This is a genomic window from Bradyrhizobium sp. RP6 (assembly GCF_003837805.1).
Classification (GTDB): domain Bacteria; phylum Pseudomonadota; class Alphaproteobacteria; order Rhizobiales; family Xanthobacteraceae; genus Bradyrhizobium.
In genome coordinates this window covers 81,263-98,940 of record NZ_RQIT01000018.1, presented here as the reverse complement: position 1 = coordinate 98,940, position 17,678 = coordinate 81,263, and the positions used below count along the sequence as shown (strand labels likewise).

At 64.8% G+C, this 17,678-nt stretch carries 17 protein-coding genes and 1 pseudogene; 11 read left to right on the top strand and 7 right to left on the bottom strand.

The features are described from left to right. Window positions 1-108: 108 nt before the first annotated feature. The 4 genes and pseudogenes from EHH60_RS27080 (at window position 109) to EHH60_RS27065 (ending at window position 3,143) form a co-directional block, all read left to right on the top strand. Window positions 109-1,035: a hydrogen peroxide-inducible genes activator gene (locus EHH60_RS27080; RefSeq protein ID WP_124162436.1), complete on the top strand. Its 927-nt coding sequence runs from the start codon at window positions 109-111 to the stop codon at window positions 1,033-1,035. 6 nt (window positions 1,036-1,041) lie between these two features. After that, window positions 1,042-1,496 (top strand): annotated as a pseudogene (locus tag EHH60_RS27075) (GNAT family N-acetyltransferase). A gap of 320 nt (window positions 1,497-1,816) precedes the next feature. After that, on the top strand, window positions 1,817-2,410 hold the full coding sequence (locus tag EHH60_RS27070) for a hypothetical protein (RefSeq protein WP_245454602.1): 594 nt from the start codon (window positions 1,817-1,819) through the stop codon (window positions 2,408-2,410). A gap of 136 nt (window positions 2,411-2,546) precedes the next feature. Next, window positions 2,547-3,143, top strand: a complete 597-nt coding sequence (locus EHH60_RS27065) for a glutathione S-transferase family protein (protein ID WP_124162435.1) — start codon at window positions 2,547-2,549, stop codon at window positions 3,141-3,143. On the opposite strand, the gene fabI is transcribed toward EHH60_RS27065, so the two are convergent. The 3 genes from fabI to fabA form a co-directional block, all read right to left on the bottom strand. Then, the gene (fabI, locus tag EHH60_RS27060) at window positions 3,140-3,940 is read right to left on the bottom strand and encodes an enoyl-ACP reductase FabI (RefSeq protein ID WP_124162434.1); all 801 of its coding nucleotides are present in this window, start codon (window positions 3,938-3,940) and stop codon (window positions 3,140-3,142) included. The two genes, EHH60_RS27065 and fabI, sit on opposite strands and share 4 nt — an antisense overlap. A 122-nt stretch (window positions 3,941-4,062) precedes the next feature. Further along, window positions 4,063-5,286, bottom strand: a complete 1,224-nt coding sequence (gene fabB, locus EHH60_RS27055; RefSeq protein ID WP_124162433.1) for a beta-ketoacyl-ACP synthase I — start codon at window positions 5,284-5,286, stop codon at window positions 4,063-4,065. Window positions 5,287-5,325: 39 nt separating this feature from the next. Then, entirely contained in the window at window positions 5,326-5,847 is a 522-nt protein-coding gene (gene fabA, locus EHH60_RS27050; RefSeq protein ID WP_124162432.1) for a 3-hydroxyacyl-[acyl-carrier-protein] dehydratase FabA, read from the bottom strand. Window positions 5,848-6,201: 354 nt separating this feature from the next. Here fabA and irrA point away from each other — a divergent pair, with 354 nt between their 5' ends. After that, window positions 6,202-6,693, top strand: coding sequence for an iron response transcriptional regulator IrrA (gene irrA, locus EHH60_RS27045; RefSeq protein WP_124162431.1), 492 nt, complete (start codon window positions 6,202-6,204; stop codon window positions 6,691-6,693). A gap of 199 nt (window positions 6,694-6,892) precedes the next feature. Here irrA and EHH60_RS27040 read toward each other — a convergent pair whose 3' ends face one another. After that, the gene (locus EHH60_RS27040; protein WP_124162430.1) at window positions 6,893-7,423 is read right to left on the bottom strand and encodes an SH3 domain-containing protein; all 531 of its coding nucleotides are present in this window, start codon (window positions 7,421-7,423) and stop codon (window positions 6,893-6,895) included. A 323-nt stretch (window positions 7,424-7,746) separates the two neighbouring features. On the opposite strand from EHH60_RS27040, the gene EHH60_RS27035 reads away from it, so the two are divergent. Continuing rightward, window positions 7,747-8,748: a 2-hydroxyacid dehydrogenase gene (locus EHH60_RS27035; RefSeq protein WP_124162429.1), complete on the top strand. Its 1,002-nt coding sequence runs from the start codon at window positions 7,747-7,749 to the stop codon at window positions 8,746-8,748. 3 nt (window positions 8,749-8,751) lie between these two features. On the opposite strand, the gene EHH60_RS27030 is transcribed toward EHH60_RS27035, so the two are convergent. Beyond that, on the bottom strand, window positions 8,752-9,663 hold the full coding sequence (locus tag EHH60_RS27030) for a LysR family transcriptional regulator (RefSeq protein ID WP_124162428.1): 912 nt from the start codon (window positions 9,661-9,663) through the stop codon (window positions 8,752-8,754). 115 nt (window positions 9,664-9,778) lie between these two features. Between EHH60_RS27030 and EHH60_RS27025 the strand changes: the two genes are divergently transcribed. Continuing rightward, window positions 9,779-10,786, top strand: a complete 1,008-nt coding sequence (locus tag EHH60_RS27025; protein ID WP_124162427.1) for an aldo/keto reductase — start codon at window positions 9,779-9,781, stop codon at window positions 10,784-10,786. 9 nt (window positions 10,787-10,795) lie between these two features. Here EHH60_RS27025 and EHH60_RS27020 read toward each other — a convergent pair whose 3' ends face one another. Beyond that, complete coding sequence (locus EHH60_RS27020) at window positions 10,796-11,599, bottom strand: HesA/MoeB/ThiF family protein (RefSeq protein WP_124162426.1); 804 nt, start codon at window positions 11,597-11,599, stop codon at window positions 10,796-10,798. Between the two features lie 231 nt (window positions 11,600-11,830). On the opposite strand from EHH60_RS27020, the gene EHH60_RS27015 reads away from it, so the two are divergent. Then, on the top strand, window positions 11,831-13,189 hold the full coding sequence (locus EHH60_RS27015; protein ID WP_199752062.1) for a serine protease: 1,359 nt from the start codon (window positions 11,831-11,833) through the stop codon (window positions 13,187-13,189). Between the two features lie 239 nt (window positions 13,190-13,428). After that, on the top strand, window positions 13,429-14,172 hold the full coding sequence (locus tag EHH60_RS27010; protein ID WP_124162425.1) for a nucleotide-binding protein: 744 nt from the start codon (window positions 13,429-13,431) through the stop codon (window positions 14,170-14,172). 192 nt (window positions 14,173-14,364) lie between these two features. On the opposite strand, the gene mutM is transcribed toward EHH60_RS27010, so the two are convergent. Then, complete coding sequence (gene mutM / locus EHH60_RS27005) at window positions 14,365-15,246, bottom strand: bifunctional DNA-formamidopyrimidine glycosylase/DNA-(apurinic or apyrimidinic site) lyase (RefSeq protein ID WP_124162424.1); 882 nt, start codon at window positions 15,244-15,246, stop codon at window positions 14,365-14,367. An 81-nt stretch (window positions 15,247-15,327) separates the two neighbouring features. Between mutM and ubiE the strand changes: the two genes are divergently transcribed. After that, window positions 15,328-16,089 carry a bifunctional demethylmenaquinone methyltransferase/2-methoxy-6-polyprenyl-1,4-benzoquinol methylase UbiE gene (ubiE, locus tag EHH60_RS27000; protein WP_124162423.1) on the top strand — a complete coding sequence of 254 codons (762 nt, stop codon included), beginning with the start codon at window positions 15,328-15,330 and terminating at the stop codon, window positions 16,087-16,089. Beyond that, the gene (gene ubiB / locus EHH60_RS26995) at window positions 16,086-17,660 is read left to right on the top strand and encodes a 2-polyprenylphenol 6-hydroxylase (protein WP_124162422.1); all 1,575 of its coding nucleotides are present in this window, start codon (window positions 16,086-16,088) and stop codon (window positions 17,658-17,660) included. Before ubiE ends, ubiB begins: the two co-directional genes overlap by 4 nt. Window positions 17,661-17,678 lie beyond the last annotated feature (18 nt).

The window sequence follows — 17,678 nt, the reverse complement described above, 5'->3', positions numbered from 1 at the left end:
CTCCTCTGGCGGCGTCGAACTCGCGCCCTTGACCAGGTAGAAATACTCTAAGCGCCGCATCCCATCAGGGGAAGTTGACTTTAGTGATCGCTGCGATAGGATTTTCTTATGATAAATCTGACGCTGCGCCAGCTCCGGTATTTCGATGCGCTGGCGCGCCACGGTCATTTCGGCCGCGCGGCCGAATCCTGTTCCATCTCGCAACCGGCCCTGTCGATGCAGATCAAGGAGCTGGAGGAGACGCTCGGCGGGCTGCTGCTGGAGCGCAGCGCGCGGCAGGTTGCGCTGACCCGGTTCGGCGAGGAGCTCGCCCAGCGCGTCCGTGACATCCTGCGCTCGGTCGACGAACTCGGTGATTTCGCCCGGGCCTCGCAGGACCGCTTCGCCGGCCGCCTGCGCATCGGCATGATCCCGACGATCGCGCCTTATCTGCTGCCCAAGATCACCAAGAATCTCACGCGCATGCATCCGGAGCTCGATATCCGCGTGCGCGAGACCATGACCCCGCGGCTGATCCAGGAACTGGTGGAAGGACGGCTCGACACCGCCATCGTCGCGCTGCCGGTGTCGGAGCCCTCGCTCACCGAGGTCGCGCTGTTCGAGGAGAAATTCTTGCTGGTGCGGCCTGGCGCAGATGAAGGCACGCCAGTGCCGTCGCGCGAGATGATGCGCGAGATGCGGCTCCTGCTGCTCGAGGAGGGACACTGCTTCCGCGACCAGGCGCTCTCCTTCTGCAACATGCAGTCGGCGCCCCCGCGCGAGATGCTGGATGCGAACTCGCTGTCAACGCTGGTGCAGATGGTCAGCGCCGGCATCGGGGTCACCTTGATCCCGGAGATGGCGGTGCCGGTGGAGACGCGATCGGCCTCGGTCTCGCTGGCGCGCTTCCGCGATCCCGAGCCGTCGCGCACCATCGGCATGGTCTGGCGCAAGACCAGCCCGCTGGCGCGGCAGCTGCTGCAGATCTCCGAGGTGGTCTGCCTGTCGGCCGGCAAGGTGCGCGCGCGTCAGACCCTGCGCAACCAGCGGACCTAGCTCCGGATGCCACATCCCGTCATCCGCCCTGCCCGCGCGGACGAGTATGATGAGGTCGGCCGCGTCTGGATGGAGAGCTGGGCCTCGACCGGGCTTGCCGAGGCGAGCGACTTCCTCCTGGCCAATTTGCGCGCGCGCATCAGGCGCGAGATCGAGAACGGCTGGACCCTGTTCGTCGCCGACGACAACGGCAAGATCGCTGCGATGCTGGCACTGCATCTGCCAAAGCTCTATCTCGACATGCTCTTCGTCGCGCCCGACCATCAGGGTCGATCGCTTGGACGGCAACTGCTCGCGTTCACGCGGACGCAGATGCCCGATGAAATCTACTTGCGCTGCGTGCGCGAGAACGAGAAGGCTTGGCGCTGGTACGAGCGCGAGGGTTTGTGTTCGAGAAGGAAAAGATCGAACCGTCGAATGGGTTCATGATGAAATATTACCGGTGGAAGAGGCCAGCTTGAAGCCGCGCGCCGCACTTGCAGGCGGTGCTTGCACGCTCTAGTTTTGCGACTCTCGCATTATCAACCGCTCATTCCCCGATCATGTTCTGCCGTTTCATCGCCACGATCGTCCTCGCCTCATCGTGCCTGACTGCCACCGGATGGGCCCAGACCCCAACATCTGGGGCTCCTGCCGCCCCTGGCAAACCAGCTGTCAAGAAACCCGCCGCCAAACCAAATGCAGCCACGAAGCAAGGAGCAGCGGTGGAGACCGGCCCCTGCCGCCTGGGCGTCATTTCAGCGATGGCGGTCGGTTCTCCGTCGAAAAGTTCGGCCTCACGGTGTTCGAGACCGAATTCAACGAGATTCCGATCGACGATTGGAGCCTTGACGACATCCCGCTGGCGCGTGTGCGTGCCGCAAGCGGCGCTGATCCGTCGATCAGGAAGATCAGCTACCCCAAGGGAGCGTTCGAGCCATTCTACAATCCGAAATCCAGGCTCTTCCCGGATCCGAGCGAGCGTTTACCGGCCATCGTTCGCAACATCACCGCCAATGCGAATTGCGACCAATATCTCGTGGTGACGAGGTACAAGACCGAATTGCAAGGCTCCAGCCTGGTTCTGGACGGCATCGGCGCCTACAGCCGGGGCCTCGGCTCTTTCGCCAGACACTCGCACTTGTTCGCCAATGTTGCCGTCAACCTGATCGACGGCAGGAGCTATGAGCCGATCAACCGGCATTTCGCGAATTTCGGCTCCAATCTCGCCGAGAGCATGAGACTGGCGGAAGATCCGATCACCAAGCTCGACAATTTGCAGTTTCCCGATCCTCCTGCCGCCGCGGCGGGCAATGCGACATTGCGAGAAAGGACCCGGGCACTCGTTGCGGCCAGGCTCGACCGGACTCTCCCCGGCTATCTCAAGCCGGATTAAGCGAGCGGCCGTGGTCCAGTCGACCAGGATGTCGCAAGGCATCGCCTCCGCGCATTGCGACTTGTACGTTGCGGATTCGCAGCGGACAGGCAATGAATGAGCCTCGTCGCGCTTCTCGTTGAGGAGGTTCCTTGCCATGATCAAGCTCTACTGGTCTCCTCGCTCACGCTCGTTCACGACGCTTTGGCTGATGGAAGAGAGCGGCCTGCCCTATGAGCGCGTGCTGACCGACATTTCGACCGGTGCGCAGAAGGCGCCGGACTTTCTGAAGATCAACCCGATGGGCAAGGTGCCGGCGCTGACCGATGGCGACGCGGCGCTCGGCGAAGCCGCTGCCATCTGCGCCTACATCGCCGACCGCTATCCCGAGACGAGGCTGGCGCCTGGCGCGGCCGATCCGCGCCGCGCGCGCTACCTGCAATGGCTGTTCTTCTCGCCGGGCTGCATCGAGCCCGCCATCATCCAGATCTTCACCAAGATCGAGATCCCGACCTCGACCGCCGCGTGGGGCAGCGCAACCCAGGTCTTCGACGTGCTGGAAGCCGCGCTCGCCGACGGGCCGTGGATTCTCGGCGAGGAATTTTCCGCGGCGGACATCACGGTCGGCGCCGGCCTGAACTTCGCGGTACGCCTGTTCAAGATGGTGCCGTCGCGCCCGGCCTTCGACACCTATCTGGCACGCTGCATGGCGCGGCCCGCGTTCCAGCGCGCGGAGAAGATCGCGGCCGGTTAGTCCGGCGTCTTCAGATCGTCCGGCCTCGGCATCAGGACGACGTTGTAGCCGGAATCCACGTAGTGGATCTCGCCGGTCACGCCGCCGGAGAGATCCGACAGCAGATAGAGCGCCGAGCCGCCGAGGTCGTCGAGCGTGACGCCGCGACGAAGCGGCGCATGCTTCTGCATGAAGGCGAACATCGCCCGCGCCTCGCCGATGCCGGAGCCGGCGAGCGTGCGGATGGGGCCGGCGGAGATCGCATTGACGCGGATGCCGCGCGGTCCGAAATCGGCGGCGAGATAGCGCACGGAGGCTTCCAGCGCCGCCTTGGCCACGCCCATCACATTGTAGTTCGGCATCGCGCGCTCCGAGGCGCCGAAGGTCAGCGTGATCATGCTGCCGCCCTCCGTCATCAGCTCGGCGGCGCGCTTTGCGACCTCCGTGAACGAGAAGCAGGAGATCACCATGGTGCGCGAAAAATTCTCGCGGCTGGTGTCGGCGTAGCGGCCCTTCAGCTCGTTCTTGTCGGCAAAGCCGATCGCGTGGATCACGAAGTCGAGCCGGCCCCATTTCTCGCGGAGCGTAGCGAAGGTGGCATCGACACTGGCGATGTCCTCGACGTCGCAAGGCAGAACCAGATCGACGCCAAGCTGCTCCGCCAGCGGCTTGACGCGCTTGCCGAGAGCTTCGCCCTGGAAGGTGAATGCAAGCTCGGCGCCATGGGCATGCAGCGCCCGCGCCATGCCCCAGGCGATCGAGTGATCATTGGCGATGCCCATGATCAGACCGCGCCTGCCTTTCATCAGACCTTCCATCTCACCATCACCTTCCGCTTCGCCGTGGCCGGGCTCGTCGCTTCCATGCTCGAGGCCAAGACGTGGATGGCCGGGACGAGCCCGGCCATGACGAAAAAATCAACAGTGCGCCAACAATGATGTCACGCATCCAGCCGGCTGAACACCAGCGTGGCGTTGGTGCCGCCGAAGCCGAAGGAGTTCGACAGCACGGTGCCGATCTTGACGTTGTCGATGCGCTTGCGCACGATCGGCATGTCGGCGAACACGGGATCGAGCTCCTGGATGTGCGCGCTCTCGCAGATGAAGCCGTTGTTCATCATCAGCAGCGAATAGATCGCCTCCTGCACGCCGGTGGCGCCCAGCGAGTGGCCGGTCAGCGCCTTGGTCGCCGAGATCGGCGGGCACTTCTCGCCGACGCCGAACACTTTTCGGATCGCCTCGATCTCCGGCGGATCGCCAGCGGGTGTCGAGGTCGCATGCGGATTGATGTAGTCGACCTTGGTCTTCACCGTCGACATCGCCATGCGCATGCAACGCTCCGCGCCTTCGCCGGAAGGCGCGACCATATCGTGGCCGTCAGAGGTCGCGCCATAGCCGACGATCTCGCCATAGATGCGCGCGCCGCGCGCCCTGGCATGCTCGAGCTCTTCCAGCACCAATACGCCGGCGCCGCCGGCGATGACGAAGCCATCGCGGTTGAGGTCGTATGGACGCGAGGCCGTGGCCGGCGTGTCGTTGTACTTCGAGGACATCGCGCCCATGGCGTCGAATAGCACCGACAGCGACCAGTCGAGCTCCTCGCAGCCACCGGCGAAGATGATGTCCTGCTTGCCGATCTGGATCGTCTCGTAGGCATTTCCGACGCAATGGTTCGACGTCGCGCAGGCCGAGGAGATCGAATAGTTCACGCCCTTGATCTTGAACCAGGTTGCAAGCGTCGCGGACGCCGTCGAAGACATCGCCTTGGGCACCGCGAACGGGCCGACGCGCTTGGGTCCCTTGGAGCGGGTGATATCGGCAGCTTCGACGATGGTGCGCGCCGAGGGACCGCCGGAGCCCATGATGATGCCGGTGCGGATATTGGAGACCTCGTCAGGCGACAGGCCGGAATCCTGGATCGCCTGCTCCATCGCGATGTGATTCCACGCCGCGCCTTGGCCGAGGAAACGCATCGCGCGGCGGTCTACCACCGTCGAAGGATCGAGCGTGGGCTCACCTTGCACCTGCGAACGGAAGCCGAGCTCGGCATATTTCTCAGCCCGCGAAATGCCCGACTTCGCCTCGTGAAGGCTCGCAAGCACTTCCTGGGTGTTGTTTCCGATGGACGAGACGATGCCCATTCCGGTGACCACAACCCGCCTCATGACAGCCTCGCCTCAATCGTTGTCTTCTTGGTGATGCGCTCAGCCCAGGCTCGTGCCCTGCTTGAACAGGCCAACCTTCAGATCCTTGGCGCGATAAATAATCTGGTCATCGACCGAAAGCCACCCGTCGGCGATACCGAGCACCAGCTTTGCCCGCATCACGCGTTTGATATCGACGTTGTACACAACCTTACGGGCGTCGGTCAGCACCTGGCCGCCGAACTTCAGCTCGCTCAGGCCAAGCGCCCGGCCGCGGCCTTCGCCGCCGATCCAGCCGAGGTAAAAGCCGACCATTTGCCACAGCGCATCCAGGCCGAGGCAGCCGGGCATCACGGGGTCGTTCTTGAAATGGCAGCCGAAGAACCAGAGGTCAGGCTTCACGTCGAGCTCGGCGCGCACCAGGCCCTTGCCGAACTCGCCGCCATTGTCGGTGATTTCCGTGATGCGGTCGAACATCAGCATCGGCGGCAGCGGCAGCTGGGCATTGCCCGGACCGAACATCTCGCCGCGGGCACAGGCCAGCAGATCTTCGTAGTCGTAACCGTTGCGCCTGTTCAGCATTCAAGAGCCTCTGTTCAATCCCGATTGAGCGGCGTTCTTTGGCGAAAATGGGTCCCATCTCGATCGGGCAGCAACGCCAATTGCCGCCGTCGGCCGCGACTCGCGCAAGCCCCGGATGGACTGCGAACCGAGCCTCCATGCCCGGCTGCACCAAAATCGGCTAAGGCGGAACCGCGCGCTCTCTAACACAGGGCATTTCGGGTGGCAAAGCGCATCCATGAAGGTAAAATGACGCGCTCCACTGCGGGGTTCCAAGCCTGATTAGAACGTCTCTAGTTGCGAGAAACTTGCATCTGCATCTTTCTCTTCTTATGTTAGAGAGAGATATTGTTCACGCGTGCCCGAAATCTGGAAATGACCGAGAATACAGCGTCCTATCACGACGATGACGGCCATGCTGCGGACCTCCTGTCCGGCCGCCAGCCGGCCCTGACCGGGTGCCCGTGGCACGACGTCAACGAAATGCTCCAGTCCGCGGGGCTCCGTCCGACGCGCCAGCGCATGGCGCTCGGCTGGCTGCTGTTCGGCAAGGGTGCACGTCACCTCACGGCTGAAATGCTCTACGAGGAAGCCACGCTGGCCAAGGTCCCGGTGTCGCTGGCGACCGTCTACAACACGCTGAACCAGCTCACCGATGCCGGCCTGCTCCGCCAGGTCAGTGTCGACGGCACCAAGACCTATTTCGACACCAACGTCACCACCCACCATCACTATTACCTCGAGAACAGCCACGAGCTGGTCGACATCGAGGACCCGCATCTGGTGCTGTCCAAGATGCCGGAGGTGCCCGAGGGTTATGAGATCTCCCGCATCGACATGGTCGTGCGCCTGCGCAAGAAGCGCTGAGATCGTCTTAAGATCGAACTGAGATCGTCATGGCCGGGCACAGCCGTCCGAAGGACGGCGTCGCTTGCGCTCGCCTATGTCCCGGCCATCGTTGTTTACACTATCAATCCGGGATGGTGCGCCAGCACCAGACCTCCGGTGCGCAATTGCGCACCATAGTTCGATGCTGCGCATCGCCCCGGGATGACGCCTATGGGCGTCAATTCACCTGCTCGTCCGAGTAGACGCCCCAGAGGCGCTCCTGCTGGATCCAGCCGTCGAAGCCGTTGCCGATGACGCGGCACCAGCTTGCGGCGCACTTCTTCACCTGCGTGACGACGCCGGCCTGGAGCTTTGCTGCGACCGCGCTGTCCGGATCGGGCCGATCATAGATCGGAGCGAGGTCGTCCTTGTGCTTCATGGTGACGACGGCGGTGCGGCGACCCGACAGAAGCGAGTGATAGACCCAGCCCTCGGCGCCCTCGGAATCGCGCACCCGGCGCCAGTTCTCGAATTCGGCTGTAATTTCGACCGGCAAGCCGGCGCGGGTGTAGACCCAGGCGACGTCATTGTCCTTGGTCGGGCCGGCGCGGACATTCACGTGATCCGACTTGAGGCTGACATAGCGCGGCACCGGCAAACCGCTGGCGGTCTGGGGGCTATTGTCCTTCGCCGAATGCGAGGGGCCGACCGACACGCTCAACCAGGTGCAAACGAGCGCCATCACCGAACAAAAACGCCCCAACGCCATCAACCCGTCTCCTGTCGAAGACCCGGCCAAACCGGATCCTCACCCCAAACTCCAAAACCCTGCCGCGTCTGCCCCTTCTCCCCGCCCCACGCGGGTTCCAACCCTGGCCCGTGCTTCTTGTCTTGGCCCGGCCTTCTGCTAGAGAGGACGGGCACTTGAACAACCAGTTTGCCCCGATTTTCCGGCCGGAAATGTCGGGAGAGCTTGGAGGAAGCGCCGGGGACGGACACGGCAAGGGCAGTGTCGAACAACCGGGTTAATGAGGCCTCAACGACCTGCCTTTGGCGACAGAGGCGGCCCGCGACGCCTCATGAGAGCAGGACATGTCGGTGAAGAAAAAGCCCCTCGTCGTGGTGACGCGCAAGCTGCCGGATTCGATCGAAACGCGAATGCGCGAGCTGTTCGACGCGCGGATCAATCTCGAGGACACGCCGATGTCGGCCGAGCAGATCGCGGAAGCTGCGCGCACCGCCGACGTGCTGGTTCCGACCGTGACCGATCACATCAGCGCCGATATCGTCAACCAGCCCGACTGCAAGCTCCGCCTGATCGCCAATTTCGGCAATGGCGTCGACAATATCGACGTCGTGGCCGCCCATGCCCGCGGCATCACCGTCACCAATACGCCGAAGGTTCTGACCGAAGACACCGCTGACATGACCATGGCGCTGATCCTCGCAGTGCCCAGGCGGATGATCGAAGGCGCCTCGATCCTGACCGAAGGAAAGCCCTGGGCGGGCTGGTCGCCGACGTGGATGCTCGGCCACCGCATCGGCGGCAAGCGTCTGGGCATCATCGGCATGGGCCGCATCGGCCAGGCAGTGGCGCGCCGCGCGCGCGCTTTCGGCCTTCAGATCCACTATCACAACCGCCGTCCCGTCGCTCCTGTTATCGCCGAAGAGCTTGGCGCGACCTACTGGGAAAGCCTCGACCAGATGCTGGCGCGGATGGACATCATCTCGGTGAACTGTCCGCACACGCCGGCGACCTATCATCTGCTCTCGGCGCGGCGGCTGAAGCTGATCCGCAAGGACGCCTACATCGTCAACACCGCGCGCGGCGAGGTGACCGACGAGGACACGCTGATCAAGCTGATCGAAGGCGGCGAGATTGCCGGCGCCGGCCTCGACGTCTACGAGCACGAGCCCGCGGTCAACCCGAAGCTGGTGCGGCTCGCCAGAGCCGGCAAGGTGACGCTGTTGCCGCATATGGGCTCGGCCACGATCGAAGGCCGCGTCGAGATGGGCGAGAAGGTGATCATCAACATCCGCACCTTCCTCGATGCCCACAAGCCGCCGGATCGCGTGCTGCCGAGCATGCTCTGAGGCTTACGTCCCGCGCCCTTTGCGCTTGCGCCAGTCCGCGACGAAATCGATGAACGCACGAAGCGCAGGCGGCACCTGGCGTCGGCTCGCATAGTACAGGAACGGTCCGGGAAACGGCTCGCACCAATCTTCCATCAGCCTGACGAGCGTTCCCGATTTGACGGCATCGCCGACATAGCCGTCGAGCGTCGCCCATATGCCGACGCCGTCGAGCGCGGCGCGCATGGCAAGGCCCATATTGGTCGAGATCAGCTTGGCCGGCGGATCGACCTTCACGATCTGGCCGTTCTTCTCGAACTCCCAATCGTTCATGACGCCACTGGAGTAGCGGGCGCGGATGCAGTCGTGATCGAGAAGATCCTTCGGATGCTTCGGCCTGCCGCGCCGCGCGAGGTACGCAGGCGAGGCGACGACGGCATAGTGCTGCGGACCACTCAGCGGAATCGCCACCATGTCCTGCGCGAGGTGTTCGCCATAGCGCACGCCGGCATCAAAGCCGGCACTGACGATGTCGACGAATCCGCTCTCGGAAACGATGTCGAGATCGACCTGCGGATGCGCCGCGAGAAATGGCCCGACCATCGGCGCCAGCACCAGATCGACCGCCGGCGGCGGTGCGTTGATGCGCAGGCGCCCCGAGGCGACCTCGCGCAGACCGCGGACCTGATCCAGGGCATCGCCGACATCGCGCAACGCCGGAGCAACGCGCGACAGCAGCAATTCGCCCGCCTCGGTCAGCGCGACGCTGCGCGTGGTGCGGTTCACAAGGCGGACGCCGAGGCGCTCCTCCAGGTCCCGGAGCCGCTGGCTAAGGCTCGACACAGACACGCGAATTTCGACCGCCGCGCGCCGGAAATTACGGGTGCGGGCGACCGCCACGAAGACATCGAGATCGCGCAGGTCAGGCTCGGCCATTGTTCGCTAATGTGAACAAGCCATTCCGGATTGTCCAGCTTATCGGCCCAATCGGTCGGGCGCATATCCGTCCTCGTGACGCGGCGTTCAGCCGCCGCCTTCGAGGAGAGCCAACATGGAACAGCGCACACTCGGTTCAACCGGCCCCACCGTCTCAAGCCTCGGTCTCGGCTGCATGGCCATGTCCGACGCCTATGGTCCTTCCGATCGCGGCGAGAGCATCGCCACCATCCATGCGGCGCTCGATGCGGGCATCACGCTGCTCGACACCGGCGATTTCTACGCCATGGGCCACAATGAAATGCTGATCCGGGAGGCACTCAAGGTCGTTTCACGCGAAAAGGTGCGGATCAGCGTCAAGTTCGGGGCGCTGCGCGGCCCCGTCGGCGATTTCATCGGCATGGACTGCCGGCCAGCCGCAACCAAGAACTTCCTCGCCTATTCGCTCCAGCGGCTCGGCACCGACCATGTCGACATCTATCGCCCGGCGCGCCTCGATCCGAACGTTCCCATCGAAGACACCATCGGCGGCCTCGCCGATCTCGTGAAGGCCGGCTACGTCAGGCATATCGGCCTGTCCGAGGTCGGCTCCGACACCATCCGCCGCGCGCATGCGGTGCATCCGATCGCCGACCTCCAGATCGAATATTCGCTGATCGAGCGTGGCATCGAACGCGACATCCTCAAGACCTGCCGCGAGCTCGGCATCGGTATCACTGCCTACGGCGTCCTGGCGCGCGGCCTGATCAGCGGTCACTGGTCGAAGGATTCAGGCAAGGCCGGCAAGGACTACCGGCTGATGACGCCGCGCTTCCAGGGCGCGAACCTCGAGGCCAATCTCGCGCTGGTCGAGTCGCTGCGCAAGATCGCGAATGACGTCGGCGCAACGCCGGCGCAAGTCGCAATCGCCTGGGTGGCGGCGCAGGGCCGGGAGATCGTGCCGCTGATCGGCGCCCGCACCCGCAACCGTCTCGACGAAGCGCTCGGCGCAACCAAGGTGACGCTGACGCAAGCTCATCTCGCAGCGCTGGCAAAAGCCTTCCCGCCGGATGTCGCTTCCGGCACGCGTTACGCGGCCGAACAGATGGCGCATCTCGACAGCGAGAAACCGGCCACGAGGTAACGGCGGCAATCAGGTGCGATGGACGCCGAGATCCTCGAACACAGGCCCATCGCCGTTGAGCGGATTGGCCGGATCGCGGGAATAGCGCAGCGTCTCGAAGCGCATCGCGCGTGCGTCGATCATCAGGAGACGGCCGACGAGGCCGTCGCCGAAGCCGACGATCTCGCGGATCGCCTCCAGCGCCATCATCGAGCCGAGCACGCCCGCGAGCGCCCCCATGACGCCGGCCTCCGCACAGGCAGGCACCGTGCCGGGCGGCGGCGCCTCGGGAAACAGGCAGCGATAGGTCGGATTGAATTCGCCCTGCTCGTTCGTCTCGTGCGCGCGGATGGTGGTGAGCGAGCCGTCGAAGGTACCGAGCGCCGCCGTGATCAGCGGCCGCTTGGCGAAGAAACAGGCGTCGGAGACCAGATAGCGCGTCGAGAAATTATCGGAGCCGTCGAGCACGAGGTCGTAGTCGCCGATCAGGCTGAGCGCATTGTCGGCGTTGAGCCAAGTGGCATGACCGACGAAGCGGACATGCGGATTGAGCGCCGAGATCCGCTCTGCCGCGCTCTCGACCTTGTGGCGGCCGATATCGGGCGTCGTATGAATCACCTGACGCTGCAGATTGGACAACGACACCACGTCGTCGTCGACCACACCGAGCGTGCCGATGCCGGCGGCAGCCAGATACATCAGCGCGGGCGCGCCGAGCCCGCCGGCGCCGATCACCAGCACGGAGGCCCGTTTCAACGCGGCCTGTCCGGGACCGCCGACATCGCGCAGCACGATATGACGGGCATAGCGTTCGAGTTCGTCCGGGCTCAGCATCGTCCTACATTCCTCTCACTCCTCATGGTGAGGAGCGCGGAACGCGCGTCTCGAACCATGAAGGCCCCGATCTCGCCCGTGGCCATCCTTCGAAACGCGGCCTAGAGGCCGCTCCTCGGGATGAGGACTTGAGTTCGCGGCTCCTGTCAAACCTGAACCACCGCAACATTGTTCGCGACCAACGAGATGTGCTTCAATGGCGTGGCGTTCAATGGGCTGGCTGGATTTGTCATGAGATCGATGCTTGCGGCAACACTGATGTTCGCGGCCGCCACGGGCGCGCACGCGCAGATGACGGCGCCACAGGTCCGCGGCACCAACCCGAAGACGGTTCAGACCGTTCCGGTCCGGCCTCCCGCGATGCAGACGCCGTCAGCGACGGCCGATGCCATGGCAAAAGCGGAGCGGCTGTCGCTCCAGTCCGACCTCGCCTGGGTCGGCCAATATAACGGCGCCATCACCGGCGACACCAGCGAACGCATGGTCAACGCCATCAAGGAGTACCAGAAGGCCAAGGGCGGCAAGCCGACCGGTGTGCTCAATCCGCAGGAACGCGCCACACTCGCCGAGGCGGCCCGAAAGAAGCAGGAGAGCGTCGGCTGGAAGATCGTGACGGAGCCGACCAGCGGCGCCCGGCTCGGTATTCCCACGAAGCTGGTGCCGCAGCAGGCAAGCGACGCCAACGGCTCGAAATGGACCTCGCCGACCGGAACCGTGCAGGTGCTGCTCAGCCGGCGCAAGGAGGTGAACCCGACCTCGGCAAGGCTCGCCGACCTGGAGAAGGAGCCGTCCGGGCGCAAGGTCGATTACACCGTGGTGAAGCCCGACTTCTTCGTGCTGTCGGGATTGCAGGGCCTGAAGAAATTTTACGTGCGTGGCACCTTCAAGGGTGACGAAGTCCGCACCATGACGATCCTCTACGACCAGGCGACGGAGAACACGGTCGAGCCGGTGGTGATCGCGATGTCGAGCGCGTTCAATGCATTTCCGTCCGGACCGCTGGCCGGGCCGCCGCCGCGCAAGACCGTCGAATATGGCACCGGCATCGTCGTCAGCGACGACGGTGCGATCGTCACCGATCGCCTCGTCACCGATGGCTGCCTCGCAATCACCATCGCCGGTCATGGCAGCGCCGACCGTCTCGCCGAGGACAAGGGGAATGATCTCGCGCTCCTGCACATCTACGGCGCCCGCGGCCTGAAGCCGCTCAGCCTCGCCGGCGGCGCAGCGAAGGCGAACGTCGACATCGTCGGCATCGCCGATCCGCAGAGCCAAGGCGGTGCGGCCGGCGTGTCGAACGTCAAGGCTGCGCTAGCGGCGGTCACGCAGAGCGCTTCCGCACTGTCCCCGCCGCCGGCAATCGGATTCTCCGGCAGCCCTGCCATCGACGCCGACGGCAAATTCGCCGGCATGGCCTTGCTGAAGCCGGCAATGGTCGCGGGACCTGCGGCGTCGGTGCCGGCGTCACAGGCTATGATGGTCTCCGCAGAGGCGGTGCGCGGATTCCTGAAGGCGAACGGTGTCACCGCGAATGGCACGTCGACCGATGCAAAGGCCGCGGTCGTGCGCGTCATCTGCGTCCGAAAGTAGGCCGCTGCCGACTCCAATCTCGTGTCCCGGACGCTCTCACACGTACGACTACGGAGCCGGTAATGGTACGGATTCGCTGGCATTTGCGATTCCGCCATCATCGCTACCGTTGATTCGGACCTCCGCGATCCCCTTTGGATCGGGCCGGCACGTCCTGAGCGAGAAGCGCTCAGCATCCAGAAGCGATGCACGTTCGCGTGGCGTATCCCTGACCCAGAACTCCAAAGGATTGATCTTCAATGCACACGATCGTACTGGCCACCCAAAAGGGCGGCAGCGGCAAGAGCACGCTCGCCATCGGCCTCGCGCTGGCGGCCAAGCAGGCCGGCTTCACCGTTCGCCTGATCGAGACCGACCCGCAGGGCACCCTCTCCAACTGGCAGCGCCGCCGCAGCACCGACGATCTCGTCGTCGAGCCGATCTATCACGCCGCCGACATCGAGCCGCGTCTGAAGATGCTCGCCGACAGCGGCCTCCAGCTCGCGATCGTCGACACCGCGGCCGGCCTCAGCGCCGCGACCACCGCCGCGATCCGCCATTCCGACCTCTGCCTGATCCCGGCCCGCCCGAGCGTCGCCGACATCGAGGCGACCGCCTCGACGCTCAGCGTCGCACGCGCCTGGAAGCGGCCGTACAGCTTCGTGCTGAACCAGACGCCGATCCGTGGCCAGCGCATCGACAACGCCGCCAGCACCCTCGCCGAGGAAGCCGCGCTCGACCTCACCGACGTGCTCGCACGTCCGCTGATCGCAATGCGCAACGACCATCAGGACGCGCTGGCGAATGGTCTTGCCGTGAGCGAATTCGCGCCGAACGGCAAGTCGGCGGACGAGATCCGCGGCCTCTGGCGCTGGATCGAGACCCGGCTGGAGCTCGAAGCCCCGACCAATGTGCTGATCGACCAGGTTATCTCGGCTGCGCACGGCATGCTGCACGTCGCCAGCGAGCTTGCAGCGGACGAGACCACGACACTGGCGTCCTGAGCGGAGCAATCGCTCGGACGACAGTCGGGCTCTTCGCCATTCGGTGAAAGAGCCAAGCGACGAAGCAGTCCGGCCACCAGCCCCGCCGGATTGCTTCGCCTCGCGCCTTGTAGCGAAGGCTCTATCCTCCCGTCACTGGTGGAGTCGTCACATTCGCCGAGTCTCAAGGCCTCTCGGCGGCAAGCCTGATAATTACTTCTGACATTTCGGACACCAGAAGGTCGACCGGCCGTTCTGCGTGAACCGCTTGATCGTGCCGCCGCAGCGCGGCGTGGTGCACGTCTCGCCTTCGCGATCGTAGACTTTGAACGAATGCTGGAAATAGCCGAGCTCGCCCGAGGTCTGGCGATGGTCGCGCAGGCTGGAGCCGCCGGCCTTTATGGCGTCGTTCAGCACGGTGTGGATCGCGCCGACCAGTCGCGTTGCATGGTCCGTCGGCTCGCCTTTCTTGGTCGACAGTGTCGCGGCGATCCGGCGCGGCGACAGATGCGAGCGATGCAGCGCCTCGCAGACATAGATGTTGCCGAGCCCTGCCACGACGCGCTGGTCGAGCAGCGCGGCCTTCAGGCTGGTGGTCTTGCCGGCGCAGGAACGCGCCAGCATCGCGGCGTCGAATTCGTTGCCGAGCGGCTCGGGTCCGAGCCCGCGGAGCAGCGGCTCGTCTTCGAGCGCATTGCGCGCGATCACTTTCATGTAGCCGAAGCGGCGCGGATCGTTGAACACGATGTCGGCGCCGGAGGACATCCGAAACAGCACGTGGTCGTGCGTGGAATCCTTGGCCCGCGGATAATGAAACTCGCCGGGCTGAGTGTCGTTGTCCGGCTTGATGACACGGAACGAGCCCGACATGCCGAGATGCATCAGCAGAACGTCGCCGGAGGCGAGATCGGCCATGAGATATTTTGCACGGCGGCCGAGGCCCGTGACGACCTGCCCCTTGAGCCGGGCCACGAAGTCCGGCTGAAACGGGAAGCGCAAGTCCGGCCGGCGTGCCTCCGCAACGAGGATTTTCGCGCCCTCCATCACCGGCTGAAGCCCGCGGCGGACGGTCTCGACTTCTGGCAATTCAGGCATGGTCAGGCATTCACCTTATGAGGGCGGTGTGATAGCGCCATTGCGGCGGCCGCGCTATGGTCCGCCTCGTGGAGCAGAGTAATGGATCGGCCGGGCGAAACCACGCATTTTGGCTTCAGGGACGTTCCCCTGGGGGACAAGCAGACGCTGGTGAACGATGTGTTTCACAGCGTGGCGTCGCGCTATGACTTGATGAACGACCTGATGTCCGGCGGCCTGCACCGGGTCTGGAAGGACATCATGATCACGGCGCTCGACCCGCCCAGGGGCGACCGGCCGTTCGCGTTGCTCGACGTTGCCGGTGGCACCGGCGACATCGCGTTCCGCGCCGCCAAGGCCGCGGGCGCGGGTTTCCATGCCACCGTCTGCGACATCAACACCAATATGCTGGCCGTGGGCCGCGAACGCGCCGCCAAGCAGCATCTCGACACCCGGGTCGATTTCGTCGAAGGCAATGCCGAAGCGCTCGCCTTCGCCGATCGCAGCTTCGACGCATATACGGTCGCTTTCGGCATTCGCAACGTGCCGCGGATCGACCTGGCACTGCGCGAGGCCTACCGCGTGCTCAAGCCCGGCAGCCGCTTCCTTTGCCTGGAGTTCTCCACCGTCGAGATGCCCGGCCTCGACAAGCTCTATGATCTGTTCTCGTTCAAGGTGATCCCGCCGCTCGGCCGCATGGTCACGGGCGACGCCGAATCCTACCAATATCTCGTCGAATCGATCCGCAAGTTTCCGAAGCCTGCCGCCTTCGCCGACATGATCCGCGACGCCGGCTTTTCCCGCGTCAGCTGGCAGACACTCTCCGGCGGCATCGTGGCACTGCATTCGAGCTGGCGTTTGTGATCTCTGCCCTCACCCACATTGCGCGCCTGATCCGCGCCGCGTTCGTGTTCGCGCGCGAGGGCGTGTTCGGCTCGGTCGATCCGAGCCTGGTGCCGCCCCCGGGACAGCTCGCGCTGAAGCTCGCGCGCCTCGTCGAACGCCGCGGCACCAAGCACGGCCCACGGATCGCGCGCGCGCTGACGCGGATGGGCCCGGCCTATCTCAAGCTCGGACAATTCCTGGCCACGCGCCCCGATGTGGTCGGCGTCATCATGGCGCGCGATCTCGAAAGCCTCCAGGACCGCCTGCCGCCGTTCTCGCAAGCCGAGGCGGAAGCTGCGATCACGACCTCGCTGGAACGGCCGCTGAAGGACATCTTCGCGAGCTTCGGCCCGCCGGTCGCGGCCGCCTCGATCGCGCAGGTGCATCGCGGCGAGGTGCTCCGCGACGGCAGCCGCAGGCCGGTCGCGATCAAGGTGCTGAGGCCGAACGTCGCCGCACGCTTCCGCCGGGACCTCTCCGATTTCTTCTTCGTCGCGCACAAGGCCGAGGCCTATTCGGCCGAGGCGCGGCGCCTGCGCCTGATCGAGGTCATCAACACCATGTCGCGCTCGGTCGCGATGGAGATGGACCTGCGGCTGGAGGCGGCTGCGCTGTCCGAGATGGCGGAGAACACGCGCGACGATCCTGATTTCCGGGTGCCGACCGTCGATTGGGACCGCACCACGCACAACGTACTGACGATGGAGTGGATCGACGGCATCGCGCTGAACGACCACAAGCGCCTTGCTGAAGCGCAGGTCGACCTGCCCGACCTCGGCCGTAAGGTGATCCAGAGCTTCCTGCGGCACGCGCTGCGCGACGGCTTCTTCCACGCCGACATGCATCCGGGCAATCTGTTCCTGGATGACGCCGGCCGCTTGGTCGCGGTCGATTTCGGCATCATGGGCCGGCTCGGGATGAGGGAGCGGCGCTTCCTGGCCGAGATCCTGCTCGGCTTCATCACGCGTGACTATCGCCGTGTGGCGGAGGTGCATTTCGAGGCGGGCTATGTGCCCGCGCACCATTCTGTCGAGAATTTTGCGCAGGCCATCCGCGCCATCGGCGAGCCCATTCACAACCGCACTGCCGAGGAGATCTCGATGGCGCGGCTGCTGACGCTGCTGCTCGAGGTTACCGGCCTGTTCGACATGACCACACGGCCCGAGCTGATCCTGCTGCAGAAGACCATGGTGGTGGTCGAGGGCGTGGCCCGCGGCTTCGATCCCAAGCTCGACATCTGGAAGATCGCCGACCCCGTGGTGCGCGAATGGATCGAGCGCAATCTCGGCCCCATCGGCCGGGTGCAGGGCGCATTGGCCGGGACCGGCGACATCGCGCGCGTGCTGATGCGACTGCCGGAGATCGCGGAGCGGTCGGTGAAGGTCCTCGAGCAGCTCGAGACCATGACCCGAGAGGGCATAAGGCTGTCGCCGGAGAGCATCGCGGCCATGGGGCGCAGCGAAGGCCGCAAGAACCGCTGGCGTACCGTGGCGCTGTGGATCATCGCCGCGACCTTCATCGGCATCCTGATCGCCGTCCGGAATCTATGATTGCACTGCAATCACACG